Raw genomic sequence first — 25,440 nt, 5'->3', positions numbered from 1 at the left:
TGAATAGCGATTGGCTACTATTAATCCGGTAATTGAATGCATTTCGCCATACTTCCGTTGTGCTGTAGGAGCGTCGCTCGCGGCGCGATTGATAACGTTGACATCGCGCCGCGAGCGACGCTCCTACAGCACAACGGAAGTATGGCGAAATGCATTCAATTACCGGATTAATAGTAGCCAATCGCTATTCACGGACTGGCACCACGACGAAAAGTCCTTACAATCGTCACTGCTTCAGCCCCGGTAGCTCAGTTGGGTGAGGTCGGGGGTTTCCAAAGCATGCTTTGGCCGAACGAACGCGAAGCGGATACCGCCGCTTTGCCGGCGCCCGCAGGGCGAGTAAGCGCCGACAAAATAGCCGCTTGCGGCCCAGAAACTGGCACCGCCACTAAAAGTCCTTACAATCGTCACTTCTTCAGCCCCGGTAGCTCAGTTGGATAGAGCAAGCGCCTCCTAAGCGCTAGGTCACAGGTTCGACTCCTGTTCGGGGCGCCACTTCTTTTCAGTACCCGCATCACATCGCCACACCCTGCCCTGCCAGCAGGCTGCGCCTTGAAAATTGAACCAGATTCAATAACACTTGCCGCCCCATGCTCAGGAGGCGTCATGAACACTCAGGCCCCGCCCACCGCACTCAGCCGTTCGCTGGTCTTTCTGATGGCCGCCACCACCGGCCTGGTGGTGGCCAGCAACTATTACGCCCAGCCCCTGCTTCATACCATCGCCGACCGGCTCGACCTGTCCTACGCCCGGGCCGGGATTATCGTGACGACCGCCCAGGCCAGTTACGCGGTGGGCCTGATTCTGCTGGTGCCGCTCGGCGATCTGCTTGAGCGCCGCCGGCTGATTGTCACCATGATGCTGTTTGCCACCGGCGGCCTGCTGGTCAGTGCCACGGCCACCTCTCTGCCCATGCTGCTGGCCGGTACCGCGATTACCGGGGCCTTTTCCGTGGTGGCCCAGGTGCTGGTGCCCTTTGCCGCCACCCTGTCGCCGGTGGCCAACCGGGGCAAGGTAGTGGGCACGGTGATGAGCGGGCTGCTGTTGGGTATTCTGCTGGCGCGCACCGTGGCCGGTGCGCTATCCACCCTGGGCGACTGGCATACGGTGTACTGGGTCGCGGCGGCCATGATGCTGGTCAATACCCTGGCGCTGTGGCGCCTGTTACCCCGTTACCGGCAGGACACCCGGCTGCACTATGGGCAGCTGATCGGCTCCATCGCCGGGCTGTTTGTGCGTTACCCGCTGTTCCGCCGCCGCGCCTTGCTCGGTTTGCTGATCTTCGCCATGTTCAGCGTGCTGTGGACATCGCTGGCCTTTCTGCTGTCTGAACCACCCTGGGGATTCAACGATGCCACCATTGGCCTGTTTGGTCTGGCCGGCGCCGCCGGTGCCCTGGCGGCTCGACCCGCAGGCGGTATGACCGACCGGGGATATGGTGGCAGGCTGGCACTGATCGGCGTCTTCGCATTACTGGCGTCGTGGGGGCTGCTGGGATTAGGAGGTTTCTCCCTGATCGCGCTGGCGGCGGGTATTGTGCTGCTGGATCTGGCGTTGCAGGCGGTCCACATCACAAATATGAATCTGATCTTTGCGCTGGATGACAGCGCCCGTAATCGACTCAACTCCGGCTACATGTTTCTGTATTTTCTGGGTGGCGCCTTCGGTTCGCTGGCATCGGCGGCGGCCTACGATCACTACGGCTGGAACGGGGTTGTCACACTGGGGGCAAGCCTCGGCCTGATTGCCCTGCTCTATGGCTGGCGCATTCAGGCAACGGAATCCATCAGCGCCACCGCGGTGCAACGCGGGTAGCGCAAGGCAAGCCGGAACGACCCGGGGCAGTATCAAACCTTCTTTTACATATCAGTGATTTACCCGGTGGGGCGGCTGCTCTAGATTGAAGATTCCATTCGGGTACGAGAAGGATCTTGCTGATGAAAATCCTGGGACTGCTACAACTTGCCCTGGCGATCTATGCCATTGTGATGATCATCCAGTCCGGCGCTGAAACCCTGCACAAGGTGCTGTGGGTGCTGCTGGTACTGGTATTACCGCTTGTCGGGCTGATTATCTGGGGGCTGATGGGGCCGGGCTCGCCGCTGAAGCGTTAGCAACCTCCTGCGGCTGCTTTTCCTGCGGCTGCTGCCAGCTCTTCGGAGTCTGGTAGTAGCCGTGGGAGATTCCCTGGAAACGCGGCAGGTTCACCACCCGGCGCAGTCGACGCAGTGAGAAATAGGGAATATCCCGCAAAATGATATTGGCCAGCCAGGCAGGTACAGCGCCACCCGGGTCCAGTATCACCTCAATGGTTACCTTCACCTCCCCCGGCGACAAGGGCTCGAACCGGTAATAGCCTTCCATCTGCGGCATGCGCACATAGTCAGGCTGCTCGGGAAATACCGGCGGATTGAGGGAAAACGGCATTACCAGATCGTAGCTGTCCGGCTCCTGGTAGAACGTCACACGCAAAGGCGCATCCCGATCCTTCACCGGCCATGGCAAACGCGTGGTGACATAGACGTCACGCTGATAGGGGGAAGCCCGGTGCAGGTCGCGAATTTCAGAAACCATGTGCATGAAAGACGCCACCGCAGCGTAGTCGTCCATCAGGGCACCAATGGCATTAAAATCCGCCACCGGCACCACGCCCACACCACGAAAGGTTTTCAGCCGTGAGCTGTCGTCATCCTGGCGATAAACCTGAATATCATCCCGGTCCGTGACCAGCACCCATTTTGACGAGTCGGCCATGGACATGGCCGAGCCACCCAGCAGGATCAGGCCGAGTAAAAATCGTTTTATTATCATTCTGTTTTCCTGACGCATCCCCATCGCCGCACCTGAGACAGTCCGGCGAGTGATCACTTTATAACCTGCCTGACAGCGCCAGACCTGCCTGACGAAGAAAAATGTGACATAGACAACCCGAAAATGCGACTTGTCGCACAGCCGGTGCGCCCGAAAGCCCGCTGACTGGTACGTCATGGCGGCAACCGACGTCACGGCTTCAGATCAAAGATAGGGTTCCATCAGATGCGAGAGGGCGTTGCGCAAACGGCGCCAGGGTGCCATGTCACGGAAATGCTCCGACTCCATGCGGGTAGACAGCAGGATATGGCGATCCAGCACCTTATCCACCCGGGTGGTAAGAGTGGCGCTGTAACACTCCAGATCAAATTCGAAATTCAGGCGCAGGCTGCGGGCATCCCAGTTGCCGGAACCGAGCATCAGCCAGTGCTGATCCACCGTCATCACCTTGCTGTGATCAAACGGCGGCGGCGACAGATAAAGCTCGGCGCCCTCGCCCACCAGCCAGCGCAGGGCATGCAAACTCGCCCAGTTCACCATGCGCAGGTTGCTCTTGCGGGGAATCACGATCTGCACCTGCACCCCCTTGAGGATGGCCATCTGCAAGGTGGCCATCAGGGTCAGATCCGGCACGAAATAGGGAGTGACAATGCGGATACGGTGCTCGGCACTGCCAATGGCCGCCAACAGGGTAAGACGGCGTTTATCAAAATCCGCATCCGGGCCGGCGCTGATACCCCGCGCCTGAACATCCCCCACCTGGGCAGGGCCACGGTAGCTGGTCTCCAGCACTTCCCCGCAGGTAAAGACCCAATCGGCAGCGAAACTTCGCAACAGCTGGCCGACCACCGGCCCTTCAAGTCGGGCATGCAGATCCGTGGTGCGAGCCGGCTTGTGTAGATAACCTGCACGGATATTCATGCCCCCGGTAAAGCCCAGAGAACGATCCACGATCATAATCTTGCGGTGGTTTCGCAGGTTGATATAGGGCATGCGCCAGGGCGCCAGGGAGTAAAGAAAGCGCTGTACCGGCACCCCGCGCCGGCGCAAGCGCCAGACTACGGACGGCAAGGAATAGTGGGCGCCCATACCATCAATCAACACCCGCACCTTGACGCCCCGTTTGACCGCCGCCGCCAGAGCCTCCACCAGCGGCTTGCCGGCAGCATCATTGCCGAAAATATAGGTCACCAGATAGATGCTCTCGCTGGCGCCATTAATCGCGTCCAGCATGGCCTGATAGGTCTGCGGCGCATCCAGCAATGCCAGCTCGTTGCCGTCGGTGAGCGGCAAATGGGTCAGACGCCCCACCAACCTGCTGAGCACCTGCAGGTGCGGCACCGTGGGCACCGCTTCTGCGGCCACCCGCCAGCCATCATCACTGTCAATCAGCCCGCCGGTGAGCTGTCGGGCGCGACGCTGGATACGGTTCACCCCCAACATGAAATACAGCACCGCACCGAGCACCGGCACCAGCCACACCAGCCCGGTCCAGGCCGCTGCCGCCCGGGCGTCGCGCTTGTTCTGGGCCACATGGGCAGTCACATAGATCGCCAGGGAAAGGCTGATTGCTGCGGCAATATAAGGCCAGAACGGCTCCAGCACCGCCAGCCCCTGGTCGTAACGGCTTTTCCAGAATGTCAGATCCAACGCGTTCCCGCTCCTTGCCTTCCCACAGCCCGGGTGCGAACGTCCTCAGGCTGGCAATATTGCGTCAACATAGCATATCCCCCAGCGCCCCGTTTCCGGCAAAAAACCAGTCAGATCAGCGGCTTTGCGCTTTGCCGTCCAAGTCACTAAAATATGCGCTCTTTTTTTGGGACAACCACAGCCGCCACGCGCTGTACGTCCTCCCCGACAAGGCTGGGAGACGTGGGTCCCGGGTCCTCAGCGTCGACCATGATCGGCGCACGTTAGTTATCAACTCAGCGTCAGCTGCCGCTGGCCATCTGTAGTACCGAATACAAATCCTGCTGGTGTAGGCAACCAGTGTACCGGTATTGGCGATTCCGTCGTCATGCCGGCGCATGATGAGGAGCGATACCATGCCCGAAACCAATGCCGTCATTCCGCTGCATCAGAGCACGGAACCGCAGTTTGATGAACCGCGCCGTTTCAAGGTCTTTACCGCGCGCCAGCTCGACAAGATCGAGCCACTCAAACGGCTGGACGACGAGACCCGCTTTGCCATGGAAGTCGTTGCCAACGTGCTGCCATTCCGGGTCAACGAATACGTCATCGACGAACTGATCGACTGGGACAAGGTGCCCAATGATCCCATCTACCAGCTCACCTTCCCGCAGAAAGGCATGCTGGCCCCGGAACACTTCGACAAAGTGGCCGAGGCCATGCGCGGCGGCGACAAGCCGGAAATCAAGGCCGCCATCGCAGAGGTCCGTGAGGCTCTGAACCCGCACCCCGCCGGGCAGATGGAACACAACATGCCGGAAGTGGACGGCGAGAAGATCGATGGCGTCCAGCACAAGTACAACGAAACCGTACTGTTCTTCCCCAGCCAGGGGCAGGTATGCCACAGCTACTGCACCTTCTGCTTCCGCTGGGCCCAGTTCATTGGTGACAACGATCTGAAAATCGCCACCAAGGAAGCCGGCCAGCTCAAGAAGTACATCCAGGCGCACCCGGAAATCACCGATGTGCTGATCACCGGCGGCGACCCGCTGGTAATGAAGACCAAGAACCTGCGCGCCCACATCGAACCGCTGCTGGAGCTGGAACAAATCCGCACCATCCGCATCGGCTCCAAGGCGCTGACCTTCTGGCCACAGCGTGTGGTGTCCGACGACGATGCCCAGGACCTGCTGGACCTGTTCCAGGAAGTGCAGGCCAGCGGCAAGCACCTGGCGCTGATGGCGCACTACAACCACTGGCAGGAGCTGGAAACGGACATCGCCCGTGAAGCCGTGCGCCGGGTACGCGCCACCGGCGCCGTGATCCGCGCCCAGGGCCCGTTGCTGGCACACATCAACGACAACGCCGACGACTGGGCCCGCCTGTGGCAGACCCAGGTCGAGCTGGGCATCATCCCCTACTACATGTTTGTGGAGCGGGACACCGGTGCGCGTCGTTACTTTGAAGTGCCGCTGGCCAAGGCCTGGCAGATCTACCGCGATGCCATGAAACAGGTATCCGGTATCGCCCGTACCGCCCGTGGCCCCAGCATGTCCAGCCACCCGGGCAAGGTGGAAATCCAGGGCGTTACCGAAATCAATGGCGAGAAAGTGTTCGCCCTGCGCTTCATCCAGGGTCGTAACCACGACTGGGTACAGCGCCCCTTCTTCGCCAAGTACAACGAGGAAGCCACCTGGCTCAATCATCTGGAACCGGCCTTCGGCGAAGAGAAATTCTTCTTCGAAGACGAGCTGGCAGAGATGGAGAGCGAGTAACGATCAGTGAATAGTTAACAATGAACAGTTAACAGCGGCGCGGTTGAAGTGTCGTGCTGTTGTAAACGTAAGAGGCCGCGCCCGGACATCGAGCGCGGCCTCTTGCGTTGCAAAACAGGAAAGTCAGTGTCGCGAACTGTTAACTGTTCATTGTTAACTATTCACTGCTTCCCCTTACCGCTGAATGACAGCAATAATGAATTCACTCAACTCAAGGAGAGTCCGATGAAAAAAATTCTCGCCAGTGCTTCTGCTGCCGCTCTGCTGACCGGCTGTCTTGGTCAGAACGCCCTGTTCGATACCGTCCAGGACTGGAATGCCACCGCCACCAACAATAAATTCGTCAACCAGGGCATCTCCTTTGTGTTCTGGTGGGTGCCGGTTTACGGGCTATCCTTGCTGGGCGACATCATCATTTTCAACTCCATTGAGTTCTGGACCGGCACTAACCCAATCAGCAAGGAAGGCGCCAAGGTAGCCGGCACCACCGAGACCGTAACCGACGGGCTGGGCAATGAAGCCGAACTGACCTACAACGCAGACGGCTCCATCACCGTGGTGGCCGCCCAGGAAAGCTACACCCTGATCAAGCAAGGCGATCAGGTCATCAAAGTGCAGGACGACAAGCGCGAAGTGCTGGGCTCTGTGATGATGTAACCCCCCACAGGAGCCATACCCCGCATGGCTCCTGAACGTCTTTAACAAGCGATTAAAGCAGCCGCGACAAAGTCACCAGCGCCTGCTCCACCCGGTTGTCCCACTTCACGGCGCAGTTCAGCCGCAGACAGTTGGCGAATTTTCCGGATGCGGAAAACAGCGAGCCCGGGGCAAAACTTACCCCGGCCTCCAGCGCTTTTTCCATCAGCTCGGTGGTATCCACTTCCCCCGGCAACTCCACCCACAACACAAACCCGCCCGCAGGCCGACTCACCCGGGTCTGTTGCGGAAACAACTGCGTCACCCGCTCGGTCATTCTTGCCACACCCCGGGCGTGCTCACCGCACAGCTGGCGCAGGAACCTGTCGTAATGGCCACGCTCCAGATAGCGTGCCAGCACCAGCTGTGATGGCGTGGCCACCGATACCGTATTGATGAATTGCAGATACTGGGCCTTTTCACGATGGTGCGCCGGCGTCACCAACCACCCGACCCGCAAGCCCGCAGACAGGGTTTTCGACGAGGACGAGCAGTAATACACCAAACCGTCACGGTCCCAGCTTTTCACTGGCCGCGGCCGTGGCCCGCTCAGTGGCAGATCCCCGTAGATGTCATCTTCCACCAGCGGCACCTTGTGCTTCGACAACAATGCCAATAACGCCTGTTTACGCGTATCGGAAAGCTGCACCCCGAGCGGATTGGAAAAATTCGACACCACCACACAGGCCGATACGTTCCAGCGATCCAGCGCCAGGGTCAGGGCCTCCAGGGAAATTCCCTCCTCGGGATCGGTGGGAATTTCCAATGCCTTCAGGCCCAGCGAATCGATCACCTGCAACAGGCCATAATACGTGGGCGACTCAATCGCCACGGTATCGCCGGGCTTGGTGGTCAGCTTGAGCGCAATGGCCACGGATTCCTGGCAGCTATTGGTAATCAGCACATCTTCCGGGCTGACCTCGCACTGCAACCCCGCCAGCCGCCGGGCAATCTGGGTACACAGTTCCGGAGCGCCAGGCGGAAAGGCATAACCCACGCAGCGCCGACGCTCCTCACGCAGCACGCTGTGAAACATCCTTTCCATGGTTGCTACCGGCATATATTCCGGCGCTGGCACCGCCGCCCCCAGGTTTACCACCGAGGGGTTATTCACATTCTGCAGCACCTGCAGCACCCGCTCCTGACCGGTAATCCGGCGGGGGCGGCGGCTTGCCGTGGTCACCCGGGGAGCCTCACGCACCACCGGCGGCTGGCGAACGTAATAACCGGATCGGGGACGGGCTTCCAGCACGCCGCGCTGCTCCAGTTCCCGACAGGCATTCACTGCCGTGGACACGCTCACCTGCTGCTGAGCCGCCAGCACCCGCACGCCGGGAAGACGGCTACCCACCGGGTAGACCTGATCACGAATCAGGATCTGCAGGCGATCCGCAAGGCTTTGATACAAGGTCATGGGAAAGAATCCAGTACAGTTTTTAGCATAGCAAGCAGTACAGATTACAATCCTTACAATCTGTACCGCTTCAATATTGTTTTTTTATATCTGTAATGTCTTTCGCTGTCTACCTAGTCTGTCTGTCTCATCACAGGGAGAGATCGGATGTCCAGAAAATGGTTGCTTGCCTTGCTGTTGTTACCCCCGCTTGTCCAGGTGCTATTCAGTGATAACGGCGCCGATGAAAACGGCGCCCGCACCGTGCATCAGAACCCGGCGCCAGAGAAAGTATCGCAGCGCCCGCAATGGTGGTTGAGTGTTCTTTGAAAAGAGGCGTCTGACGTTCGACGCTGCACGTCAGACGCCTTAACCCTTCCTCCTTCTGCCCGACTCCCTTAGGCTTACCCCTTGGCAATTATCCCCAAGGAATGTCCATGCAAAACGGGCTGATGGTGCTGCACGGCAACCGTCTGGAAACCCTCACCGAGCTGGTGGCCGACTGGCTGCAGCGTGAGCCGCTGTCACCACTGGAAACGGAAACCTTTCTGGTGCAGTCCAACGGCATGGCCCAGTGGCTGAAACTGCAACTGGCGGATGCCCTGGGGATCAGCGCCGGCTTCCAGTTCCAGATGCCGGCCCGTTTTTTATGGAGCGCCTATCGCACCGTGCTCGGCGAAACCCAGGTGCCGCGCACCTCGCCCTTCGATAAATCACGACTGTTGTGGCGCCTGTACCGGTTATTGCCCACGCTTCTCCATAACGAGCACTTCGGCCCATTGCGGCATTTTCTCGCCGACGATGTGGATGGCCGCAAACGCCATCAACTGGCCGAACGGCTGGCGGATCTGTTCGATGCCTACCAGGTCTATCGGGCGGACTGGCTGGCGGACTGGGAAAGCGGCAATGACCGTCTGCGCAAGGCTCAGGATCGCGACGCCTTTGATGATTTCCCCACCAGCCAGCTATGGCAGGCGCATCTGTGGCGCGCCCTGCTGGCAGACATGGATGACAGCAAACAAGGCCTCAGCCGCAGCGCCATCCACCGGGATTTCATGGCCGCACTCACTCAACAACAGGGCGCTCCACCGCCGGGCCTGCCACGCCGGTTGATCATCTTCGGCATCAGCGCCCTGCCCCAGCAGGCTTTGGAAGCGTTGGCCGCACTCAGCCGGCATTGCCAGATCCTGATGCTGGTACAGAACCCCTGCCAGCATTACTGGGCAGATATCGTCGAAGACAAACAACTGCTGCGTCGCCAGCTGGACAACCGCAAACGCCACCTGACCGCCCTGCCGGAAAACCGCGTCAATCCGCTGCTGGCTGCCTGGGGCAAACAGGGCCGGGATTTTATCGGCCTGCTCTACGACCACGACGATCCGGACAGCTATCGCAGCGCCTTCCAGAACCAGATCGATCTGTTTGAAAACCGCGAACCGCACACCTTGTTGCAACAATTACAGCAGGACATTCTCGATCTGGAACCTCTGCCGGTGCCGGACCAGCGTCCGCCCCTGGAAGTGGACAGCTCCCTGCATTTCCGCATCGGCCACAGCGCCCAGCGGGAAGTGGAAATTCTCCAGGATGAACTGCTGGACCGGTTCAGTAACGACCCAAGCCTGCAGCCCCGTGACGTGATCGTGATGGTGCCGGACATCGAAGCCTATGCACCGCACATCGACGCCGTGTTCGGCCAGCTGGAACGGGACGATCCGCGCTATCTGCCCTATACCCTCAGCGACCGCAGTGCCGGCGCCGCGTCCCCCCTGGCCCAGGCGGTGGAATCCCTGCTGCACCTGCCCCAGTGGCGCTTTACCGCCACCGACATTCTCGATCTGCTGGATGTGCCGGCGGTGCGCGAACGCTTCGGCATCGACGAAGGTGACCTGCCGCAACTGGCCCGCTGGATCGACCAGGCCCGCATCCGCTGGGGTCTGAATAGCCAGCAACGCAACACCCTGGACGTGCCCGGCTTCGAACAGAACAGCTGGGCCTTCGGCCTGAAACGGATGCTGGCCGGCTACCTGCTCGGCGACGGCCCAGCCTGGATGGGCATCGAACCCCTGGACGAAGTGGCCGGGCTGGGCGCGGAGCTGGCCGGCCGCCTGTCGCGCCTGCTCGATACCCTGGAGCACCACTGGCAACAATCCCGTCAGGACGCCAGCGCCAGGGAGTGGCAACAACGTTTCACCCGGTTACTGGATGACCTGTTCGCCCCCGTGGACGAAACCGACCAGACCCTGGATGCGGGCCTGCGCGACGCCCTCAACGACTGGCTGGCCGCCTGCGCCGAAGCGGACTTCGACAGCCCCCTGCCGCTCACCGTGGCCCGTCGTCCCCTGCTCGATGCCCTGAATGCGGAAAGCCTGTCACAACGGTTCATGGCTGGGCGCATCAATTTCTGCACCCTGATGCCTATGCGCGCCATTCCCTTCCGCCATGTCTGCCTGCTCGGCATGAAGGACGGCGATTACCCGCGCCAGGAGCAGCCCATGGATTTCGACCTGATGCGCCAGTGGGGCAACTATCGCCCGGGCGACCGTTCCCGCCGGGACGACGACCGCTACCTGTTTCTGGAAGCCCTGCTCAGCGCTCGTGACAGCCTGTACATCAGCTGGACCGGCCGCAACGTGCGCGACAACAGCGAACGCCCACCCTCGGTGCTGGTGGCGCAACTGCGCGACCATATCAACCAGCGCTGGCACACCGACCAGGGGGAACCGGTGGATGCCCTCACCGTGGCGCACCCGCTGCAACCGTTCAGTGCCCGCTATTTTTTCCACAGTGATCAGGATGCGGCCAACGATTCACTACACACTTATGCCAACGAATGGCGCGCGCTCCACGATGGTCAGGCGCACAAAGTCAGCAATGACCAACCTCTGCCGCCACTGGAAAACGACGAGCCGATTACCTGCGCCGCTTTGGGCCGCTTTCTCAAGCAACCGGTGGCGCACTTTTTCGAGCAACGGCTGAAAGCTCGCCTGAAACAGCAACGTCAGGTACTGGACGACAGCGAACCCTTCGCCTTCGATGGCCTGCAACGTTTCCAGCTACAGGACCAGTTGCTCAGCGACGCCCTGCGCGCCGGCCCGGAGCATGCCGGCGACGCCATGACCCACACCCTGGATCGCCTGGCCGGCAGCGGCGACCTGCCCCTGGCCCCCTTTGACGAAGGCAGCCGCGACAGCCTGCTGATGCCCCTGTCACAGCCACTGGAGCACTACTTTGCCCTGCTGGCCAAGAGCGGCGCACCACAACCGCAACAGGAAATCCGTCTTAACGCCGGGCCCCTGCAGATCGAAGACTGGCTCACGGATTTGCGTGGCTCCGCCGCCAATAGCCAGCGTCTGGTACTGCACACCGGCAAGCTGAAAGAGCGCTTCGACAAACTCACCCGGGACTGGACCCTGCACCTGGCCGCCTGCGCCGCCGGGCATCCGCTGACCACGCACATTCAAGGGCAGGATGGCCGCATCACCCTGCCGCCCCTGAACCGCAGCGACGCCCAGCAATGTCTGAATCAACTTGGCCACGCCTGGCAACAGGCCCTGTGCGAACCCTTACCCATCGCCTGCGCCACCGCCTTCGCCTGGCTGAAAGGGGAAGAAAAAGACAACGGCGACAACGAAGCGCGCAAGGTGTTCGAATCCGGCTTCATGCACACCGGGGAACAGGACAAGGAACCGGCCATTGCCCGCGCCTGGGCCGACTTCGACACCCTGCTCGCGGTTCGCCACGGCGACCAAAGCGCCTTCGCCTACTGGACCGAGCAACTCTATGCCCCGCTCTACCAGCACGCCCAATGGAGTGAACATGGCGATCATTAAACGCACCCCTTCTCCTGTTTTCGTAGGGTGCACTGAGCCTAAGGCGAACTGCACCGTTGATGAGCTACAAGCGACAAGCGACAAGCTGCAACGCGGGAAAGTGCGATACCAGGCTGGCAGTTCCTTAGCCGCGATTCGGTTACTCTGCCGACGGTGGAATGGTGCAGTTCGCCTTAGGCTCAGTGCACCCTACGCAGTTACAACCGGGGGTAGCGCATGAACGTTGAACGTCCGCTCCCGATTACCTTTCCGCTGCACGGTACCCGGCTGATCGAAGCCAGTGCCGGCACCGGCAAGACCTTTACCCTGGCCGCCCTTTATCTGCGTCTGGTGCTGGGTCATGGCGACGAGAATGCCTTCTCGCGCCCGCTGCTGCCGCCGGAGATTCTGGTGGTGACCTTCACCGAAGCGGCCACGGAAGAACTGCGTGAACGGATCCGCGACCGCCTGGCCGATGCCGCGCGCATCTTTGCCGATGCCAATGCCGGCGCCGACGACCCGGTGCTGGCCGAATTGCTCAACGACTATAGCGACCCGGACGACCGCGCCCGTTGTGCCCAGCGCCTGGACGCCGCCGCCCAGTGGATGGACGAAGCCGCCATCTACACCATCCACGGCTTCTGCAACCGCATGCTCAAACAGCATGCCTTCGATTCCGGCAGCCTGTTCAGTCTGGAGTTGCAGGAAGACGCCAGCGACGAACAACAAATGGCGGCGCGGGATTACTGGCGTTCCGTGATCGCCGATTTCCCGGTAAGCGCCGCCAATGCCCTGCAAAGCGACAACCTGGGCAACCCGGATGCGCTGCTGGAGGCCTGCCGCCCCCTGCTCGGTTTGAAAGAAGCCGACCCGGAGGAGCTACCGCAAAGCGTCACTCACTGGCTCGCACAAACCGGCCCCCAGGCGGACAAGGATCAACAAGCCCGCCAGCAACTGGCCGCCGAACTGCCGGACTTTCTCGAATGGGTGCGCGCTGCCCGCGACAACAAGTGGCTCAACGGCAACAGCTACCGCACCACCAGCCTGCCCGGCATGCTGCAAACCCTGCAACGCTACGCCAATGGCGAACGACTCAACGACAAGGCCTACGACACCCTGGCGAAGTTTTCCCATGAAGGCATGAAGCTCACCAAGGCCGGGCAGGAACACCGCCCGGACTTTGCCTTCTGCCAGCAGCTGGATGCGGTCATGGAAGGCCGGGCAAATACACAGTTGCCCCGCACCGACCTTCTCGCCCATGCCGCCGCCTGGATCGACCGGCGCGTGGATCAGGTCCGTCGCCAGACCGCCACCATGGGTTTCGACGACATGCTCAGCCGCCTGCACGATGCCCTGAAAGGCGGCAACGGTGAGCGTCTGGCCCAGGTCATCCGCGACCAGTTCCCGGTGGCATTGATCGACGAATTCCAGGATACCGACCCCACCCAGTACGGCATTTTTTCCGCGCTTTATGAAGGGCAGGAAGGCACTGGCTGGTTCATGATCGGTGATCCCAAGCAGGCCATCTACGCCTTCCGTGGCGCCGACGTCTTTACCTACCTGAAAGCCCGCCGGGCCACAGAAGGCAACCACTACACCCTGGACAAAAACTTCCGCAGCGCCGACGCCATGGTCAGTGCCGTGAACCATCTTTTCACCTACAGCCAGAATACCTTTGGCGATGTGTTCATGATGGACAACGCCATTCCCTTTGAAGCGGTAAAGGCCAACGGCCGCAAGGACGTTCTGTTAGTCGACAACAACGAAAAATCCGGCATTACCCTGTGGGTGGACGAGCAGGAAAAACCGGTGAGCGCCGGCCAATACCGCGATGAGCAGGCGGCACGCTGCGCCAGTGAAATTGCCCATCTGCTTAACGGTGCCGTACAAGGCGTCACCGGCTTCCAGAAAGCCGACAGCTTCCGGCCCCTGCAACCCAACGATATTGCCATCCTGGTACGCGATCGCACCGAAGCCAAAGCCATCCGCGATGCGCTGATGGAGCGGCAGGTACGCAGCGTCTATCTGTCCGATCAGGATTCCGTATTTGCCCAGCCCGAAGCCCATGACTTGCTGCTGATCCTGCACGCCTGCGCCACCCCGGAATCCGATACCCGGGTACGCAGCGCCCTGGCCTGCACCGTGCTGGACCTGGCCTACGCGGAACTGGATGCCCTCAATCAGGATGAAGTGCGCTGGGAAGAAACCGTGGAGCAGTTTCACGGCTATCGCCAGCAATGGCAGACCCAGGGCGTGCTACCCATGTTGCGCAGCCTGCTGATGGATTTTCATGTACCCGCCCGGCTCAGCCAGAGCCTGGACGGCGAGCGCGCCCTGACCAACCTGCTGCACCTGGCCGAACTGCTGCAGCAGGCCGCCACCCAGCTGGATGGCGAACAGTCATTGATCCGCTATCTGGAAGACACGGTTGAGGAAGGCCGCGGCAGTAGCAAGGAAAGTATCCTGCGTCTGGAAAGTGACGACGACCGGGTCAAAGTCATCACCATCCACAAATCCAAGGGCCTGGAATACCCGCTGGTGTACCTGCCCTTTATCTGCAGCTTCCGCCCGGCGGACAAGAACAAGCCGCCGCTGCGCTACCACGAAAACGATCATCTCAATGTGTCGCTGGAACCGGACGAGACCGTGGAAAACAAGGCGGACCATGAACGGCTCGCCGAAGACATGCGTCTGCTCTACGTGGCCCTGACCCGCGCCTGCCACACCTGCACCCTGGGTCTGGCCCCCTACATCAAGGGCCGCGGCAAACAGAATCAACTGGAGAAAAGCGCCATCGGCCGCTTGCTGTTCGGCAATGGCGTGGCCAACGACGGCCTGCGTACCGCGCTAACACCGGTGGCCGATGATGCGGTCGCCATCATCAACGCGCCGGACAGCAATCCGGAATGCTATCAACCCAAAGCGCAAGCGCGGACCCTGCGCACGCCGCTGATTCCTGTGGCGCGACAACGGCAACCCTGGTGGATTGCCAGCTACAGTGCGCTCAAGCAGGTACAGGAAACCCTGGCCCCGGCGGACCCGCGCGGCGATCAACTGGCCGAGCAGCAGGACGACACCGTTATCGATGACGCCGAACCACTGCCCGATACCATCCACGCCTTCCCCCGTGGCGCCGCACCGGGCACCCTGCTCCACGATGTACTGGAGCAGGCCGCCAACCAGCGCTTCACGCAAACCCTCGACGACCCGACCGAGTTTGAAACCAGCGTGGAAGAAAAACTGCAGGCCCGGGGCTGGCAGGATTATATCGAGGTGATCCGCCACTGGTGGAAGCAGGCGGTCACCACGCCCTTGCCGCTGGCGAAAAGCGAGATCGCTCTCAACACCCTGCACACCTATGTGCCGGAACTGGAATTCGTGTTCCCCGCCCACCAGGTGAAAGTGGCCGAGATGGACACCCTGATCCGCCAGCATATCCATCCACAGCACCCACGCCCGCGACTGGAAGCGGATACCCTCAACGGCATGCTCAAGGGCTTTATCGATCTGGTGTTCGAGCACGACGGCAAGTACTACGTGCTCGACTACAAATCCAACTGGCTGGGCGTGGATGACAGCGCCTACACCCTGGACGCCATGACCGATGCGGTGCTGGAAAAACGCTACGAAGTGCAATACGTGCTCTACCTGCTGGCCCTGCACCGCCTGCTGAAAAGCCGCCTGCCGGATTATGATCCCGACCAGCACCTGGGCGGCGCCGTCTATGTCTTCCTGCGCGGTCTGCAAGGCCCGGCGGCGGGGACAGTGTTTGATAGACCGGAGACCGAGTTAATTGAAGCGCTGGATGAGATGTTTGGAGGGAACGAATGAGCGCGATGACAAACCATCTCAACGCATGGAGCGTCTCACCCTCTCCCCCAACCCCTCTCCCCTCAAGGGAGAGGGGAGCTAACCACTCCCCCCTCTGGAGGGTCCCCTCTCCCTTGAGGGGAGAGGGACAGGGAGAGGGTGACGCTACGAAGCGCATTGCTATCCGGCCTCTCAATAGGCCAATCGCCAGGAGAGCCCATGCAAACTGATCTGTTCTCCGCCCTCACCTGGGAAGACGCGCTGATCTTGCTGCGTGACAACAACCTGCTGCGCGATCTGGACGTGGCCATTGCCCACTTCCTTAACCAGCAATGCCCCCAGGCAAGCTACGAAGTGTTGCTGCTCGCCGCCTTCACCAGCAATCAACAAGTCAGCGGCCATCTCTGTCTGGACCTGAAAAACCGGGAGCTGGCCACCCAGCTGTGGGGCACCAGCCCGCCGGCGGAACTGGTGACCCTGCTGCCCGGCAAACCGGATGACTGGCTGCATGATCTGCAACACAGTCCGCTGGTCAGTCACAACGGCAGCACACCCCTGGTGCTGGATGGCAGCCGCCTTTACCTGCGCCGTAACTGGGCCCGGGAAGTGTCTGTGGCCGAGGCCATCGACCAGCGACTGGCCACGGTCAGCCCGTTGCCTGTCAAGCACCTGCACGACGCCCTGATCCGATTATTCCCGAGCGCCGGCGCCCAGACCGACTGGCAACAGGTGGCCTGCGCGCTGGCCAGCCGCAGCGGTATCGGCATCATCACCGGCGGCCCCGGCACAGGCAAAACCACCACCGTGGTGCGCCTGCTGGGGCTGCTGCAAAGCCTGGCCATGGCGGATGATCAGCGACTGCGTATTCGCCTCGCCGCCCCCACCGGCAAGGCGGCGGCGCGGCTCACCGAATCCATCGGCGAACAGGTGCAACAACTGGACGTGGAAACCCCGGTACGCGACGCCATCCCCACGGAAGTCACCACCCTGCACCGCCTGCTCGGCACCCGCCCGGACAGCCGCCACTTCCGTCACCACGCTGACAATCCGCTACACGCGGATCTGGTGGTGGTGGACGAAGCCAGCATGATCGACATGGACATGATGGCCAGCCTGCTGGAAGCCCTGAGCCCGCACACCCGGCTGATCCTGCTGGGCGACAAGGATCAACTGGCCAGCGTGGAAGCCGGCGCGGTGATGGGCGATCTGTGTCGCCATGCCCACCAGGGGCGCTATCAAAAAAGCACTATCGAATTTGTCAGGGACACCTGTGGCGCCGACATCAGCGACTATCAGGAAACCGAACAGGCCCCGGGCAACGCCCTGGCCCAGCAGACCGCCATGCTGCGCACCAACTGGCGCTCCAAGGACAGCCCCGGCATCGGCGAACTGGCGCGGGCGGTGAACGAAGAAAACCTGTCCCAGGTACGCAAGGCCTTTCAACAATACGATGACAGTCTGCATCGTCACCCCCTGCGCAGCGACGGCCAGCAACTGGAAAGCCTGCTGCTGAACGGCAGTGGCGACCACCCGGGTTTGCGTGCTCTGTTTCAGGCGGTGGCGACACCACCGGCGCAACGGCAAGAGTTCGATGGTTGGGCGAGCGCATTGCTCAAGCAACTCACCCACCAGCAACTGCTCAGCGGTTTGCGCAGCGGGCCGTTTGGGGTGGAGCAACTGAATCAGCGCATCACCCGCCACCTGCAACAACAGGACCTGGCCCCGGAGCGGGAATGGTATCCGGGCCGGCCGGTGATGATGACCCGCAACGATTATCAGCTGGGGTTAATGAACGGCGATGTGGGGCTGACCCTGCCGCTGCTGGAAGAGAGGAATGGCAAAGCGGAGTTACTGCTGCGAGTCGCGTTTCAGTTACCGGACGGCCGCATCAAATGGGTACTGCCCAGTCGCCTGGACGGCGTGGAAACCGTTTATGCCATGACGGTGCATAAATCCCAGGGCTCGGAATTCCGGCATACCCTGCTGGTGTTACCGGACGCCCCCCATCCGCTGCTCACCCGGGAACTGATCTACACCGCCGTCACCCGCGCCCGTGACCGCTTCACCTTGCTGGAATTCGGCAAACCGGCGGTGCTGGATAGCGCCGTCAAGAAACGTACCTGGCGGGCGTCCGGGTTGGCAGAGCGGTTAATGTAGGAGCCATGCTCGCATGGCGAACCGAGCCTTAGCGAGGAAAAAAGCCGTGCAATATTCTCCCGATTTCGCCAAAGGCACTAGCGACGTCAGATGTTATCAGCCGCACCGCTTCGCGGTTCGCATGTCGTAGATCCCCTGGGGGGACAAGCATAGCTACTACAAACTGATCGCTTGATCGAAGAGTGCGCAGTAACATTCTCCGACAGCTAAAAAAAACGGGATGCCGAAGCATCCCGTTTTTGTTTCCCGAATAACGCGGTTACTTGAACTGCGCTTTCTTCTCTTCGGTTTCCACGATGATATCCGCACGGCGGTTCTTGGCGCGGCCTTCGCGGGTGCTGTTGTCCGCTACCGGCTTGCGCTCACCAAAGCCTTCCGTGCTGATCCGCTCACCGCTGACTTTGAAATCTTTCATCAAACGATCCTTCACGGACTGGGCACGACGCTCGGACAAGCTCTGGTTGTACTCTGCCGGGCCGGTGCTGTCCGCATGACCTTCCACACGGATGCGGCCTTGCTCGCCACCGTTAAGGCGCTCCGCCACACCGCGGATTTCATCGCTGAACTGACCCTGGATGCTATCGCGATCAAAGCCGAAATAGATCACCGAGGTTTCGCGCTTCTCCAGGCTCTCATAGACCTGACAGCCATCCGCATCCACCACCGCACCGGAGGCGGTATTCGGGCAACGGTCACGGTCATCGTTGACCCCATCACCATCGCTGTCTCCGGTTACCACTTCAGCCGGGGTAGCCGCCACCACCTCATCCTCAGCGCTGTCGTCGCTGTCGTTACTGATACCAAACGCCAGGTTAAGGCCCGCATAGACCTGGCCTTCCCAGTACTCGCGATCAGTGCTGTAGGCGTGACGGGTACCCAGATCCAGAATCACATGCTTGAAGAAGGCACGCTGAACACCCAGCTCAACACCCGTCATCAGCTCATCGTTTTCATCACTGTTGGTGTTGTTCAGGCTTTCAATCAGCTGCTCGCCCACATTGATACCCGCGTAGGGTTCAAAACCGAGAATGCCGGTATCGTTGAAGTGGTAACGACCGCTGACGAAATAGTTGGTCATGTCCAGACGACGGCCGGAATCGTATTTGCTTTCCGCATCGCCTTCCACCTCGTCATACCAACCCTGTACCGACCAGTTGGGATGAAAACGCCAGCCAAGCTGACCACCATAAAAAGGCACATCATCCAGGCCATCGGTGCCGTTACCGATCACATCGTTGTCGTAAAAGGTGTAGTAACTGGCATGGCCACCAATATAGCCATAGCGATCCGGAACATTTTCTCCGGCCATGGCAAGGGGGGAAATAAACAGCGGAAGAGCCGCAGTAACGCGCAAAATCTTTTTCATGGCAGAGTTCCTTTCCTGTTGCCCAGTAATTTCGCGGATTTAACCACCAGGACGAAGAACAAGCAGCCATGAAGCAGTGCTGAGAGGCGTAAATTTACGGAAATTTAACGACTATAATATCAATGATTTACACAAGGTTAATGAATAAATATCAGTTGGAACGAGAGCTCCAATGCTCTCTCTATAGCAATTTATTTTTATAAAAGAGATATTAAAATCTCTCTTCAAGATATTTTTTTTCCCCCGTAGGGTGGATTAGCCATAGGCGTAATCCACCATCCCGGTTCCCCCCAGACGCCAAGGCTTTTTTGGTGGATTACGCCTGCGGCTAATCCACCCTACGCAAGCATTACCTCTACTTGGTGACCCACTGACCGTCCGGAGTTCGTACGTAGTCACCGCCATCGGTCTTGTCGATGGCCTTCTGGCCGGCCAGGCGCGCCACCTGATCCAGGGTAATGCCGTTCTGTTTGGCGATACGCTCATAGGCATCACGGCGTTTCTGGTTGATATCCGCCACCAGTTCCACGGCCGCCGGGGTCGCCTTGACCACCCCTAGATAACCGTCAGGTTGTTCACCCACCATCCCCTGGCTTTTTGCCGCATCCAGATCCAGCGCAAACGCCGCCATGCTCAACAGCAGGGTCAGGGTGGCAATCATGGTCTTTACAATTTTCATGGTCCCTACTCCTTAAAACAGGTCGCTGTCTTCACTGAATAACTGATCGATATCCTTTTCCACCTTGAGGCGGATTTCATGATCGATCTTCACGTTCAGGTTGATGGTGATGGGCTCTTCCGGTGCCTTGAGGGCCACCGTCGGTGTGCAGGCGGGCAACATGGCCGCCGCCAGCAACAGGCCCGGCGCGAGGTTTTTCATTGGGTTCTCTCCGTGCGCAGTTTCTCGGTAATGTCATCGCCAATACGCAGGCTGCGCATCAGCACCAGCATGTTTTCCCGATGAGTGTAGTTAAACACCACCGGCAGATTATTTCTCTGCGGATTCACGCCCTTGATGGTTACCGCGGCCTCCAGCCAGCCTTCCTTATCCATATTCATGCGGGCCTGGAAATCCGGAATGGTCAACACACTGAGGCTTTCCAGGGCCAGTTTCACCGCCTGATTGGAGCCAGCCATGGATTGCACACTGGATGACGGTGGAATACGCAGGGACAGGGTTTCCTCATTGGCCAGCCGCGCTCCTTCCACCACCATAAAATTCGTACCCAGTTGCAGCGGCACATAGCCGCCAACACGCCCATCCAGAAATACCGCCGGCGGGTTCTGCAAGGCGGCCACCTGCTCCAGATCAATGCGGGTAATCACCACCGGCTGGGGACGGGGTGACGGCCAGTCCAGTGCCGGTGCCCGCAGAGAGCCTCCCAGCAGATCCGCGCTGATATCAGTGAACTGCCATTGGCTGAGATCGCTCTCCATCTGCAGGGACAGGCCGGTAATCGGGGTACCGATATCCAGGGTGTTCGCCGTCACCGGCCCCTCACTCTTTAGAGACACCGCGCCATCACGATAGTGCCCTTGCAGAGTTCCCTGAATCCCTCGGGCCGTGACGCTGCCCCAGTCCACTCCCGTATCCGCCAGGCGGATTGTCCCTTGAGCAGACAGAATGTCACGCCATTGCCAGCTACCCTTGCCTGTGAGCGTACCTTCCTGCGGCGTCATTGCCAGGCCCTGGCCCATGGCCGGGATCAACTTGCTATCGATCTGAAAACTGCCTTGAGGGACGTCCCCTGCCAGAGAGGCTTGCGCCGTCAGCTCACTTTGCCAATCGGCAATGGTCAGCCGTGCCGTGGCTTTTTTACCGACCAGCCGGGCACTGCCTGCCACCACCGGCAACCGCCAGCGGGCCGCCAGCAGGCCACCACTGCGCAGTTGCACCTGACCATGGGCCCCGGCAGTGCTCACCGTTACCGGGCCACTGGCCGCTACGGTGAACGGGCGTAGCAACACCTGCCCCACCAGCCCTTCGCTGACGGACAGTTGGCTGCCATTGGCCAGCACCACCGCACTGTCTTCCAGGTGCCATGGCACCTGCAGGGAGACGTCACCGCCCCGATCATAGTCGGGAATGGACGAGGTGGCCGACAACGTGCCCTGCCAGCCGCTCGCCGCCTGGCGGAAGGACAGGCTGCCATCGAGCGGATAGCCCGCGTACTGACCTTTCACCGTGGCCTTGCCGCCGTAAGGTGCCCGGTGCAGAGATTCCAGTGGTAAGCGGAAGGCGAGACGGTCGTCGCCGTTACGAGCGTTGAGGGTAATCGGCTTGCCCTGCAAACCATCGCTGGCGGCCTGACCTTGCCAGTGGCCATCCAGCCGGTACCCTTGCCAACGTCCCTGTAGCCCCAGCGCGCCCTGCCACTGCCAGTGTTTGCCCTGCCACTGGAACCGGCTGGGGCTGGCTTTAAGGCGCAGGTCGTCATAGCCAACCAGCAACGGCAGATCCGTGACGCCGTCCAGCGCCATGGGCACTTGCAGGGGCTCTTTCCATTGCGCGGAGAGTTGTTCCGGCAACGCCAGGGTTGCCGGCGACAGGGTCAGCATTCGATCCTGCCACTGAAAATCCAGTTGCCCATCCAGCTCCGGCCCCGTCAACATGACCCGCCCGGCACCCTGTTCTATGGTGCCGTCATCACTGTTGGCAGAAACATGCACCTGTCCTGGTGGCCCTTGCAGTTGTAACTGTCCCCGGGCTTGCAACAGGGCAATGCCCTGCCCTTGTAACGATAACGGTGCCGGGATTGCCAGCTGCCAGTGCTCATTGAGCGATAACGGTTCGCTGAGGCTCATCTCAGCCTGCCACTGCGCACCAGTAAAACTGGCCTTCATTGCCAAATCGGCTTTTTGCGGCTGAGATTGCAGACCGGCATCCTGCAGGGTTGCGCTCAGGGTGCCAGCGGGTTGTCCCTGCCATACACCCTCGCCTTCAAGCTGCCATATACCCTGCCAGTCCGTCAGCCATTCCTTAAGCGAGCCGTTGCCGTGCAGCGACCACTGCCCGTCATCGCGGGCATACTCCGCCTTCAGGTCGCTTTGTGGACTCTCCACCTGAAGGGACCAGTGCTGTTGTTGCTGTCGGGCTTTTACCTGCAACGGTGGCGGGACCACCTCACCGATTTCAGGCAACTGCAACGTCTCAATGGAAAGCGCAAAAGGGGGAGTCCAGGGCAGGGATGCCGGCATCACGAAACCGTCATCGTTCGCGCCGCTGTCACAGGCCGTGACTGTGACTGTGCGCGTGTGGACATTGAGAGGAAACAGATCGCGCAGAACCAGATCTTTCCCCGCCAGCGGCGCGCAACCGTCAGGCTGCCAACGCCAATGGGCCAGGGTCAGGCCGTTGTCCCAGCCCGGTTTGCCCACGCGCAGGCCCTGGCTATAAAGCCAGCCCGCGGCCACCAGTGCCACAATCAGCAGCAGTAGCAGCGCATAACCAAGGCCTCGAATAACAGGCGGAAAAAATCGAACCATAACGGTTAGAGCCAGCGTAGTGACAATGGTTCGATAGTGGTGGCTTGGCGGGGTTCTGGCAACTGTCCATCGCCCCACGGGAAAACCCTGTTTTACCACAGAGGGCACAGAGTTCACTGAGGAAAAGATTTTTCTCGGTGCCCTCTGTGCCTTCTGTGCCTTCTGTGGTGAAAATTGATTTTGGGCAGGCCTTAATTCAAGACGTTGCCATTGTTTTCCATCACTGCCTGATGCAACACCAGCGCCATGGCCGCTACCCGGCTGGTGGCATCCACGGACAGGGTGGCGCCGGTGATGCCATCCACCTGGCCCGACAAGGTATCGTTTTCACTGAGCGTCATGCCCCGATACTGACGACGGAAAAACGCCTGGTGCACTTCACCACCACGGGGTTCCCGGTAGACCAGGATCTCCAGATCCACAATCCCCTCTGGCCCCACGGCTACACCCACGGTCATGGGCATGTCCTTGCTTTTTTCGTCGATGATCCAGGCGCTGGTTGTATCGGTATGCCAGTAGCGCAGACGCAGGCCCCGATAGGGGTGGCCCAACACCGTTGTCACCCGCTCGCGCAGTTCGCCACGCAAGGGCAGCAAGCCCGCTTGCGGCTCCTGGTCAGCAAACACCTGCTGCAGAAAATCCCGCTGACTGAGATGACGGATCTGCACCTCATAGGCCGGCAGGGTTGCCGCCAGCCCGAGCATCAGTAGCAGTGCGATGACTCTTGGCATCAGTTAACCAACCGCTCCTTGTCCAGCAGCGCCTCGATCAGGAACTGGTTATAGCCCCCCACCCGTTCGCCTTCGAGCCGTGCATTGGCTTCATGGTACAGCGGGTTACGCTCCAGGCTCTTGGGCAGCATCCACTGGGTGACCTTGGCGCCGCTCATGATCCAGGTGTTGTTGAACTTCTGCCACCAGCCGTATTTCATTTCAAATTCATCCCGAATACGCGGCGGCAGATTGGCGGCGGTGACCTGCTCCTGCACCCACAACGGGAAGATCATCCAGATGGAGCGCGGGTCGAACAGGTCTTCCTTCAGGCGGATACCGTTTTCAGCCACGGTAAGCTGGGGGCTGGCCCACATGGCGCGGTTGTATGCCATAAAGGCATTCCAGTCTTTCGGCAGGGCCTGTTCCGGCACACCGAACAGCATGGCAAACAGTTTGGTTTCTTCGTAGAACTGGTCCTTCTCTGACTGGGTCAGCTCGCCTTCCATTTTTTCGTACATGTAGGCCAGAGTTTCCCACAGGGTGGCATGGACCCAGATCATGGCCGCCACTTCGTTGGCCCGGTACTCACTGCCCCGTTTGAAGGCACCGGAATCCATCGGCACGTCGCCTTCGATTTCCTCGTGGATATCGCGCACCTGATTGGCCGAGGTCATCACCTGGGGCATACTACCGAACACCATGGTGCCCACATGCTGGAAGGTGCGACGGGCGCGGCCCAGTGGATCATCGCGCACTACCGAATGCTCATCGATGCTGGCCGTGACCCAGGGATGGGCCAGTTGCAACAGCAGCGCCCGGCCGGCACCGAAGGCTCCCGGCATGCCCGCCCGGGACAGCTTCCACATCATGGAATCCGGCCCGTACAAACCCACCCGGGAGTCCGGGATCTTGCCGTGGACCTTCACTAGTTGCCGGCAGAAGGCGGCTTCGTCCACCCAGCGGGGAATCGGCGGACTACCGTCGCTGGGTACCAGTCGTCTCACTGCATCCTGTCCGGCGTTATTTTCCGGCGGCGACTCAAGCTCACTAGCCGACACATTCTGCCCACAGGGGCTGGTCAGATAAGCGGTTTCCGCGCGCACCATATCCAGGGTGAAGGAACCCGGCTCGCCCTTGAACTTCACTTCCGACGGCAGCAGGTAATTCTGCACCGCCATGTATTCCTTGTAGTCGATATCCCAACCGGCTTCCTCGATACGATCAACCCGATCCAGATCTTCCTGGTACACCACCGCATCGGCGGTGGCCGGCAGACCCCGCAACCAGTAAGACAGATTGCCGGCACGGATATGCGCCTGCAGATGCTCCGCCACGTTCATGGCCTCCGCCCCGCCAATCACATCTACGGTTTCACTGTCCGGCTCATAGACGTTGCCGTGAATGATGACTTTCGGTTCGCCCACCGGTTCTTCCATAAGAATGGACAGGGCGTACTCCTCGCCGATCTGCCTGAAGGCGAAATGGCTTTTGCTGACAGTGCTGTCCGCCCGCAGCACAAAGCGCCCCTCCACTTCCCACTCACGCATGTTTTCCGCCGATTCCGGCACGAAGTGGGACGCCTTGAATGCCGAGCAGCCCTGCAGAACCACCAGCATGCCCAGCAGGATCACCTTGCTATGTTGTAGCGTTATTTTTGTCATGGTCGTGACCCTTTATCGTTATTGGTATGGGTAAAAAATATCGCCAGCCTTTCCCGTAGGGTGCACTGAGCCTAAGGCGAACTGCACCACATAGGCCTTGGGTCGGTGCAGTTCGCCTTAGGCTCAGTGCACCC

Annotated in this window: 17 protein-coding genes and 1 tRNA gene; 9 read left to right on the top strand and 9 right to left on the bottom strand. The window is 60.3% G+C overall.

Features of this window, described 5'->3' with window-relative positions:
- The first annotated feature begins 418 nt into the window (after positions 1-418).
- The 3 genes from Q0Y02_RS16200 to Q0Y02_RS16190 all read left to right on the top strand — a co-directional run bounded on the left by Q0Y02_RS16200 (position 419) and on the right by Q0Y02_RS16190 (position 2,114).
- Positions 419-495, top strand: a tRNA-Arg gene (locus Q0Y02_RS16200).
- A 111-nt stretch (positions 496-606) separates the two neighbouring features.
- Positions 607-1,815 (top strand): MFS transporter, encoded by a 1,209-nt coding sequence (locus tag Q0Y02_RS16195; RefSeq protein ID WP_297770806.1) that lies wholly within the window; start codon positions 607-609, stop codon positions 1,813-1,815.
- A gap of 122 nt (positions 1,816-1,937) precedes the next feature.
- Positions 1,938-2,114: a PLDc N-terminal domain-containing protein gene (locus tag Q0Y02_RS16190; protein ID WP_084573421.1), complete on the top strand. Its 177-nt coding sequence runs from the start codon at positions 1,938-1,940 to the stop codon at positions 2,112-2,114.
- Here Q0Y02_RS16190 and Q0Y02_RS16185 read toward each other — a convergent pair.
- Positions 2,071-2,811: an START domain-containing protein gene (locus tag Q0Y02_RS16185; RefSeq protein WP_297770804.1), complete on the bottom strand. Its 741-nt coding sequence runs from the start codon at positions 2,809-2,811 to the stop codon at positions 2,071-2,073. The genes Q0Y02_RS16190 and Q0Y02_RS16185 overlap by 44 nt on opposite strands.
- A gap of 204 nt (positions 2,812-3,015) precedes the next feature.
- On the bottom strand, positions 3,016-4,461 hold the full coding sequence (locus Q0Y02_RS16180; protein ID WP_297770801.1) for a phospholipase D-like domain-containing protein: 1,446 nt from the start codon (positions 4,459-4,461) through the stop codon (positions 3,016-3,018).
- A gap of 395 nt (positions 4,462-4,856) precedes the next feature.
- Here Q0Y02_RS16180 and Q0Y02_RS16175 point away from each other — a divergent pair, with 395 nt between their 5' ends.
- On the top strand, positions 4,857-6,215 hold the full coding sequence (locus Q0Y02_RS16175) for a lysine 2,3-aminomutase (RefSeq protein ID WP_297770798.1): 1,359 nt from the start codon (positions 4,857-4,859) through the stop codon (positions 6,213-6,215).
- Positions 6,216-6,440: 225 nt separating this feature from the next.
- The gene (locus tag Q0Y02_RS16170; protein WP_297770795.1) at positions 6,441-6,872 is read left to right on the top strand and encodes a DUF3332 family protein; all 432 of its coding nucleotides are present in this window, start codon (positions 6,441-6,443) and stop codon (positions 6,870-6,872) included.
- Positions 6,873-6,924: 52 nt separating this feature from the next.
- Here the strand turns inward: Q0Y02_RS16170 and Q0Y02_RS16165 are convergent, their stop codons facing one another.
- Positions 6,925-8,325: a PLP-dependent aminotransferase family protein gene (locus tag Q0Y02_RS16165; protein ID WP_297770792.1), complete on the bottom strand. Its 1,401-nt coding sequence runs from the start codon at positions 8,323-8,325 to the stop codon at positions 6,925-6,927.
- A 147-nt stretch (positions 8,326-8,472) separates the two neighbouring features.
- On the opposite strand from Q0Y02_RS16165, the gene Q0Y02_RS16160 reads away from it, so the two are divergent.
- The 4 genes from Q0Y02_RS16160 (at position 8,473) to recD (ending at position 18,080) form a co-directional block, all read left to right on the top strand.
- Entirely contained in the window at positions 8,473-8,634 is a 162-nt protein-coding gene (locus Q0Y02_RS16160) for a hypothetical protein (RefSeq protein ID WP_297770788.1), read from the top strand.
- A 107-nt stretch (positions 8,635-8,741) separates the two neighbouring features.
- Complete coding sequence (gene recC / locus Q0Y02_RS16155; protein ID WP_297770785.1) at positions 8,742-12,134, top strand: exodeoxyribonuclease V subunit gamma; 3,393 nt, start codon at positions 8,742-8,744, stop codon at positions 12,132-12,134.
- Between the two features lie 216 nt (positions 12,135-12,350).
- A complete protein-coding gene (recB, locus tag Q0Y02_RS16150) occupies positions 12,351-15,944 on the top strand; it encodes an exodeoxyribonuclease V subunit beta (protein ID WP_297770782.1) in 3,594 nt (1,197 codons plus the stop codon).
- 198 nt (positions 15,945-16,142) lie between these two features.
- Positions 16,143-18,080 (top strand): exodeoxyribonuclease V subunit alpha, encoded by a 1,938-nt coding sequence (gene recD, locus Q0Y02_RS16145; protein WP_297770779.1) that lies wholly within the window; start codon positions 16,143-16,145, stop codon positions 18,078-18,080.
- A gap of 259 nt (positions 18,081-18,339) precedes the next feature.
- Here the strand turns inward: recD and Q0Y02_RS16140 are convergent, their stop codons facing one another.
- The 6 genes from Q0Y02_RS16140 to Q0Y02_RS16115 all read right to left on the bottom strand — a co-directional run bounded on the left by Q0Y02_RS16140 (position 18,340) and on the right by Q0Y02_RS16115 (position 25,306).
- A complete protein-coding gene (locus Q0Y02_RS16140; RefSeq protein WP_297770776.1) occupies positions 18,340-19,446 on the bottom strand; it encodes an OmpA family protein in 1,107 nt (368 codons plus the stop codon).
- 355 nt (positions 19,447-19,801) lie between these two features.
- Positions 19,802-20,125, bottom strand: coding sequence for a YdbL family protein (locus Q0Y02_RS16135; RefSeq protein WP_273009085.1), 324 nt, complete (start codon positions 20,123-20,125; stop codon positions 19,802-19,804).
- A gap of 12 nt (positions 20,126-20,137) precedes the next feature.
- Positions 20,138-20,326, bottom strand: a complete 189-nt coding sequence (locus Q0Y02_RS16130) for a YnbE family lipoprotein (protein WP_035246412.1) — start codon at positions 20,324-20,326, stop codon at positions 20,138-20,140.
- Positions 20,323-22,932, bottom strand: a complete 2,610-nt coding sequence (locus Q0Y02_RS16125) for a YdbH domain-containing protein (RefSeq protein ID WP_297770771.1) — start codon at positions 22,930-22,932, stop codon at positions 20,323-20,325. Before Q0Y02_RS16125 ends, Q0Y02_RS16130 begins: the two co-directional genes overlap by 4 nt.
- 191 nt (positions 22,933-23,123) lie before the next feature.
- A complete protein-coding gene (locus Q0Y02_RS16120; RefSeq protein ID WP_297770769.1) occupies positions 23,124-23,663 on the bottom strand; it encodes an FMN-binding protein in 540 nt (179 codons plus the stop codon).
- Positions 23,663-25,306 (bottom strand): lipoprotein insertase outer membrane protein LolB, encoded by a 1,644-nt coding sequence (locus Q0Y02_RS16115; protein ID WP_297770766.1) that lies wholly within the window; start codon positions 25,304-25,306, stop codon positions 23,663-23,665. The genes Q0Y02_RS16120 and Q0Y02_RS16115 overlap by 1 nt, the downstream gene beginning before the upstream one ends.
- Between the last annotated feature and the right edge of the window lie 134 nt (positions 25,307-25,440).

It is taken from the genome of uncultured Alcanivorax sp. (genome assembly GCF_947258575.1).
Lineage (GTDB): Bacteria > Pseudomonadota > Gammaproteobacteria > Pseudomonadales > Alcanivoracaceae > Alcanivorax.
The sequence above is the reverse complement of the archived record's forward strand: the minus strand, read 5'-3'. Positions and strand labels throughout refer to the sequence as shown.

What these genes read in the sequence shown, in the direction of transcription:
- Q0Y02_RS16175 (WP_297770798.1), top strand. Translation starts at nt 4,857, where the DNA reads ATGCCCGAAACCAATGCCGTCATTCCGCTGCATCAGAGCACGGAACCG.
- Q0Y02_RS16190 (WP_084573421.1), top strand. Translation starts at nt 1,938, where the DNA reads ATGAAAATCCTGGGACTGCTACAACTTGCCCTGGCGATCTATGCCATT.
- Q0Y02_RS16125 (WP_297770771.1), bottom strand. Translation starts at nt 22,932, where the DNA reads ATGGTTCGATTTTTTCCGCCTGTTATTCGAGGCCTTGGTTATGCGCTG.
- Q0Y02_RS16185 (WP_297770804.1), bottom strand. Translation starts at nt 2,811, where the DNA reads ATGATAATAAAACGATTTTTACTCGGCCTGATCCTGCTGGGTGGCTCG.
- Q0Y02_RS16160 (WP_297770788.1), top strand. Translation starts at nt 8,473, where the DNA reads ATGTCCAGAAAATGGTTGCTTGCCTTGCTGTTGTTACCCCCGCTTGTC.
- recC (WP_297770785.1), top strand. Translation starts at nt 8,742, where the DNA reads ATGCAAAACGGGCTGATGGTGCTGCACGGCAACCGTCTGGAAACCCTC.
- Q0Y02_RS16165 (WP_297770792.1), bottom strand. Translation starts at nt 8,325, where the DNA reads ATGACCTTGTATCAAAGCCTTGCGGATCGCCTGCAGATCCTGATTCGT.
- Q0Y02_RS16170 (WP_297770795.1), top strand. Translation starts at nt 6,441, where the DNA reads ATGAAAAAAATTCTCGCCAGTGCTTCTGCTGCCGCTCTGCTGACCGGC.
- Q0Y02_RS16115 (WP_297770766.1), bottom strand. Translation starts at nt 25,306, where the DNA reads ATGACAAAAATAACGCTACAACATAGCAAGGTGATCCTGCTGGGCATG.
- Q0Y02_RS16130 (WP_035246412.1), bottom strand. Translation starts at nt 20,326, where the DNA reads ATGAAAAACCTCGCGCCGGGCCTGTTGCTGGCGGCGGCCATGTTGCCC.
- Q0Y02_RS16140 (WP_297770776.1), bottom strand. Translation starts at nt 19,446, where the DNA reads ATGAAAAAGATTTTGCGCGTTACTGCGGCTCTTCCGCTGTTTATTTCC.
- Q0Y02_RS16120 (WP_297770769.1), bottom strand. Translation starts at nt 23,663, where the DNA reads ATGCCAAGAGTCATCGCACTGCTACTGATGCTCGGGCTGGCGGCAACC.
- recB (WP_297770782.1), top strand. Translation starts at nt 12,351, where the DNA reads ATGAACGTTGAACGTCCGCTCCCGATTACCTTTCCGCTGCACGGTACC.
- Q0Y02_RS16195 (WP_297770806.1), top strand. Translation starts at nt 607, where the DNA reads ATGAACACTCAGGCCCCGCCCACCGCACTCAGCCGTTCGCTGGTCTTT.
- recD (WP_297770779.1), top strand. Translation starts at nt 16,143, where the DNA reads ATGCAAACTGATCTGTTCTCCGCCCTCACCTGGGAAGACGCGCTGATC.
- Q0Y02_RS16135 (WP_273009085.1), bottom strand. Translation starts at nt 20,125, where the DNA reads ATGAAAATTGTAAAGACCATGATTGCCACCCTGACCCTGCTGTTGAGC.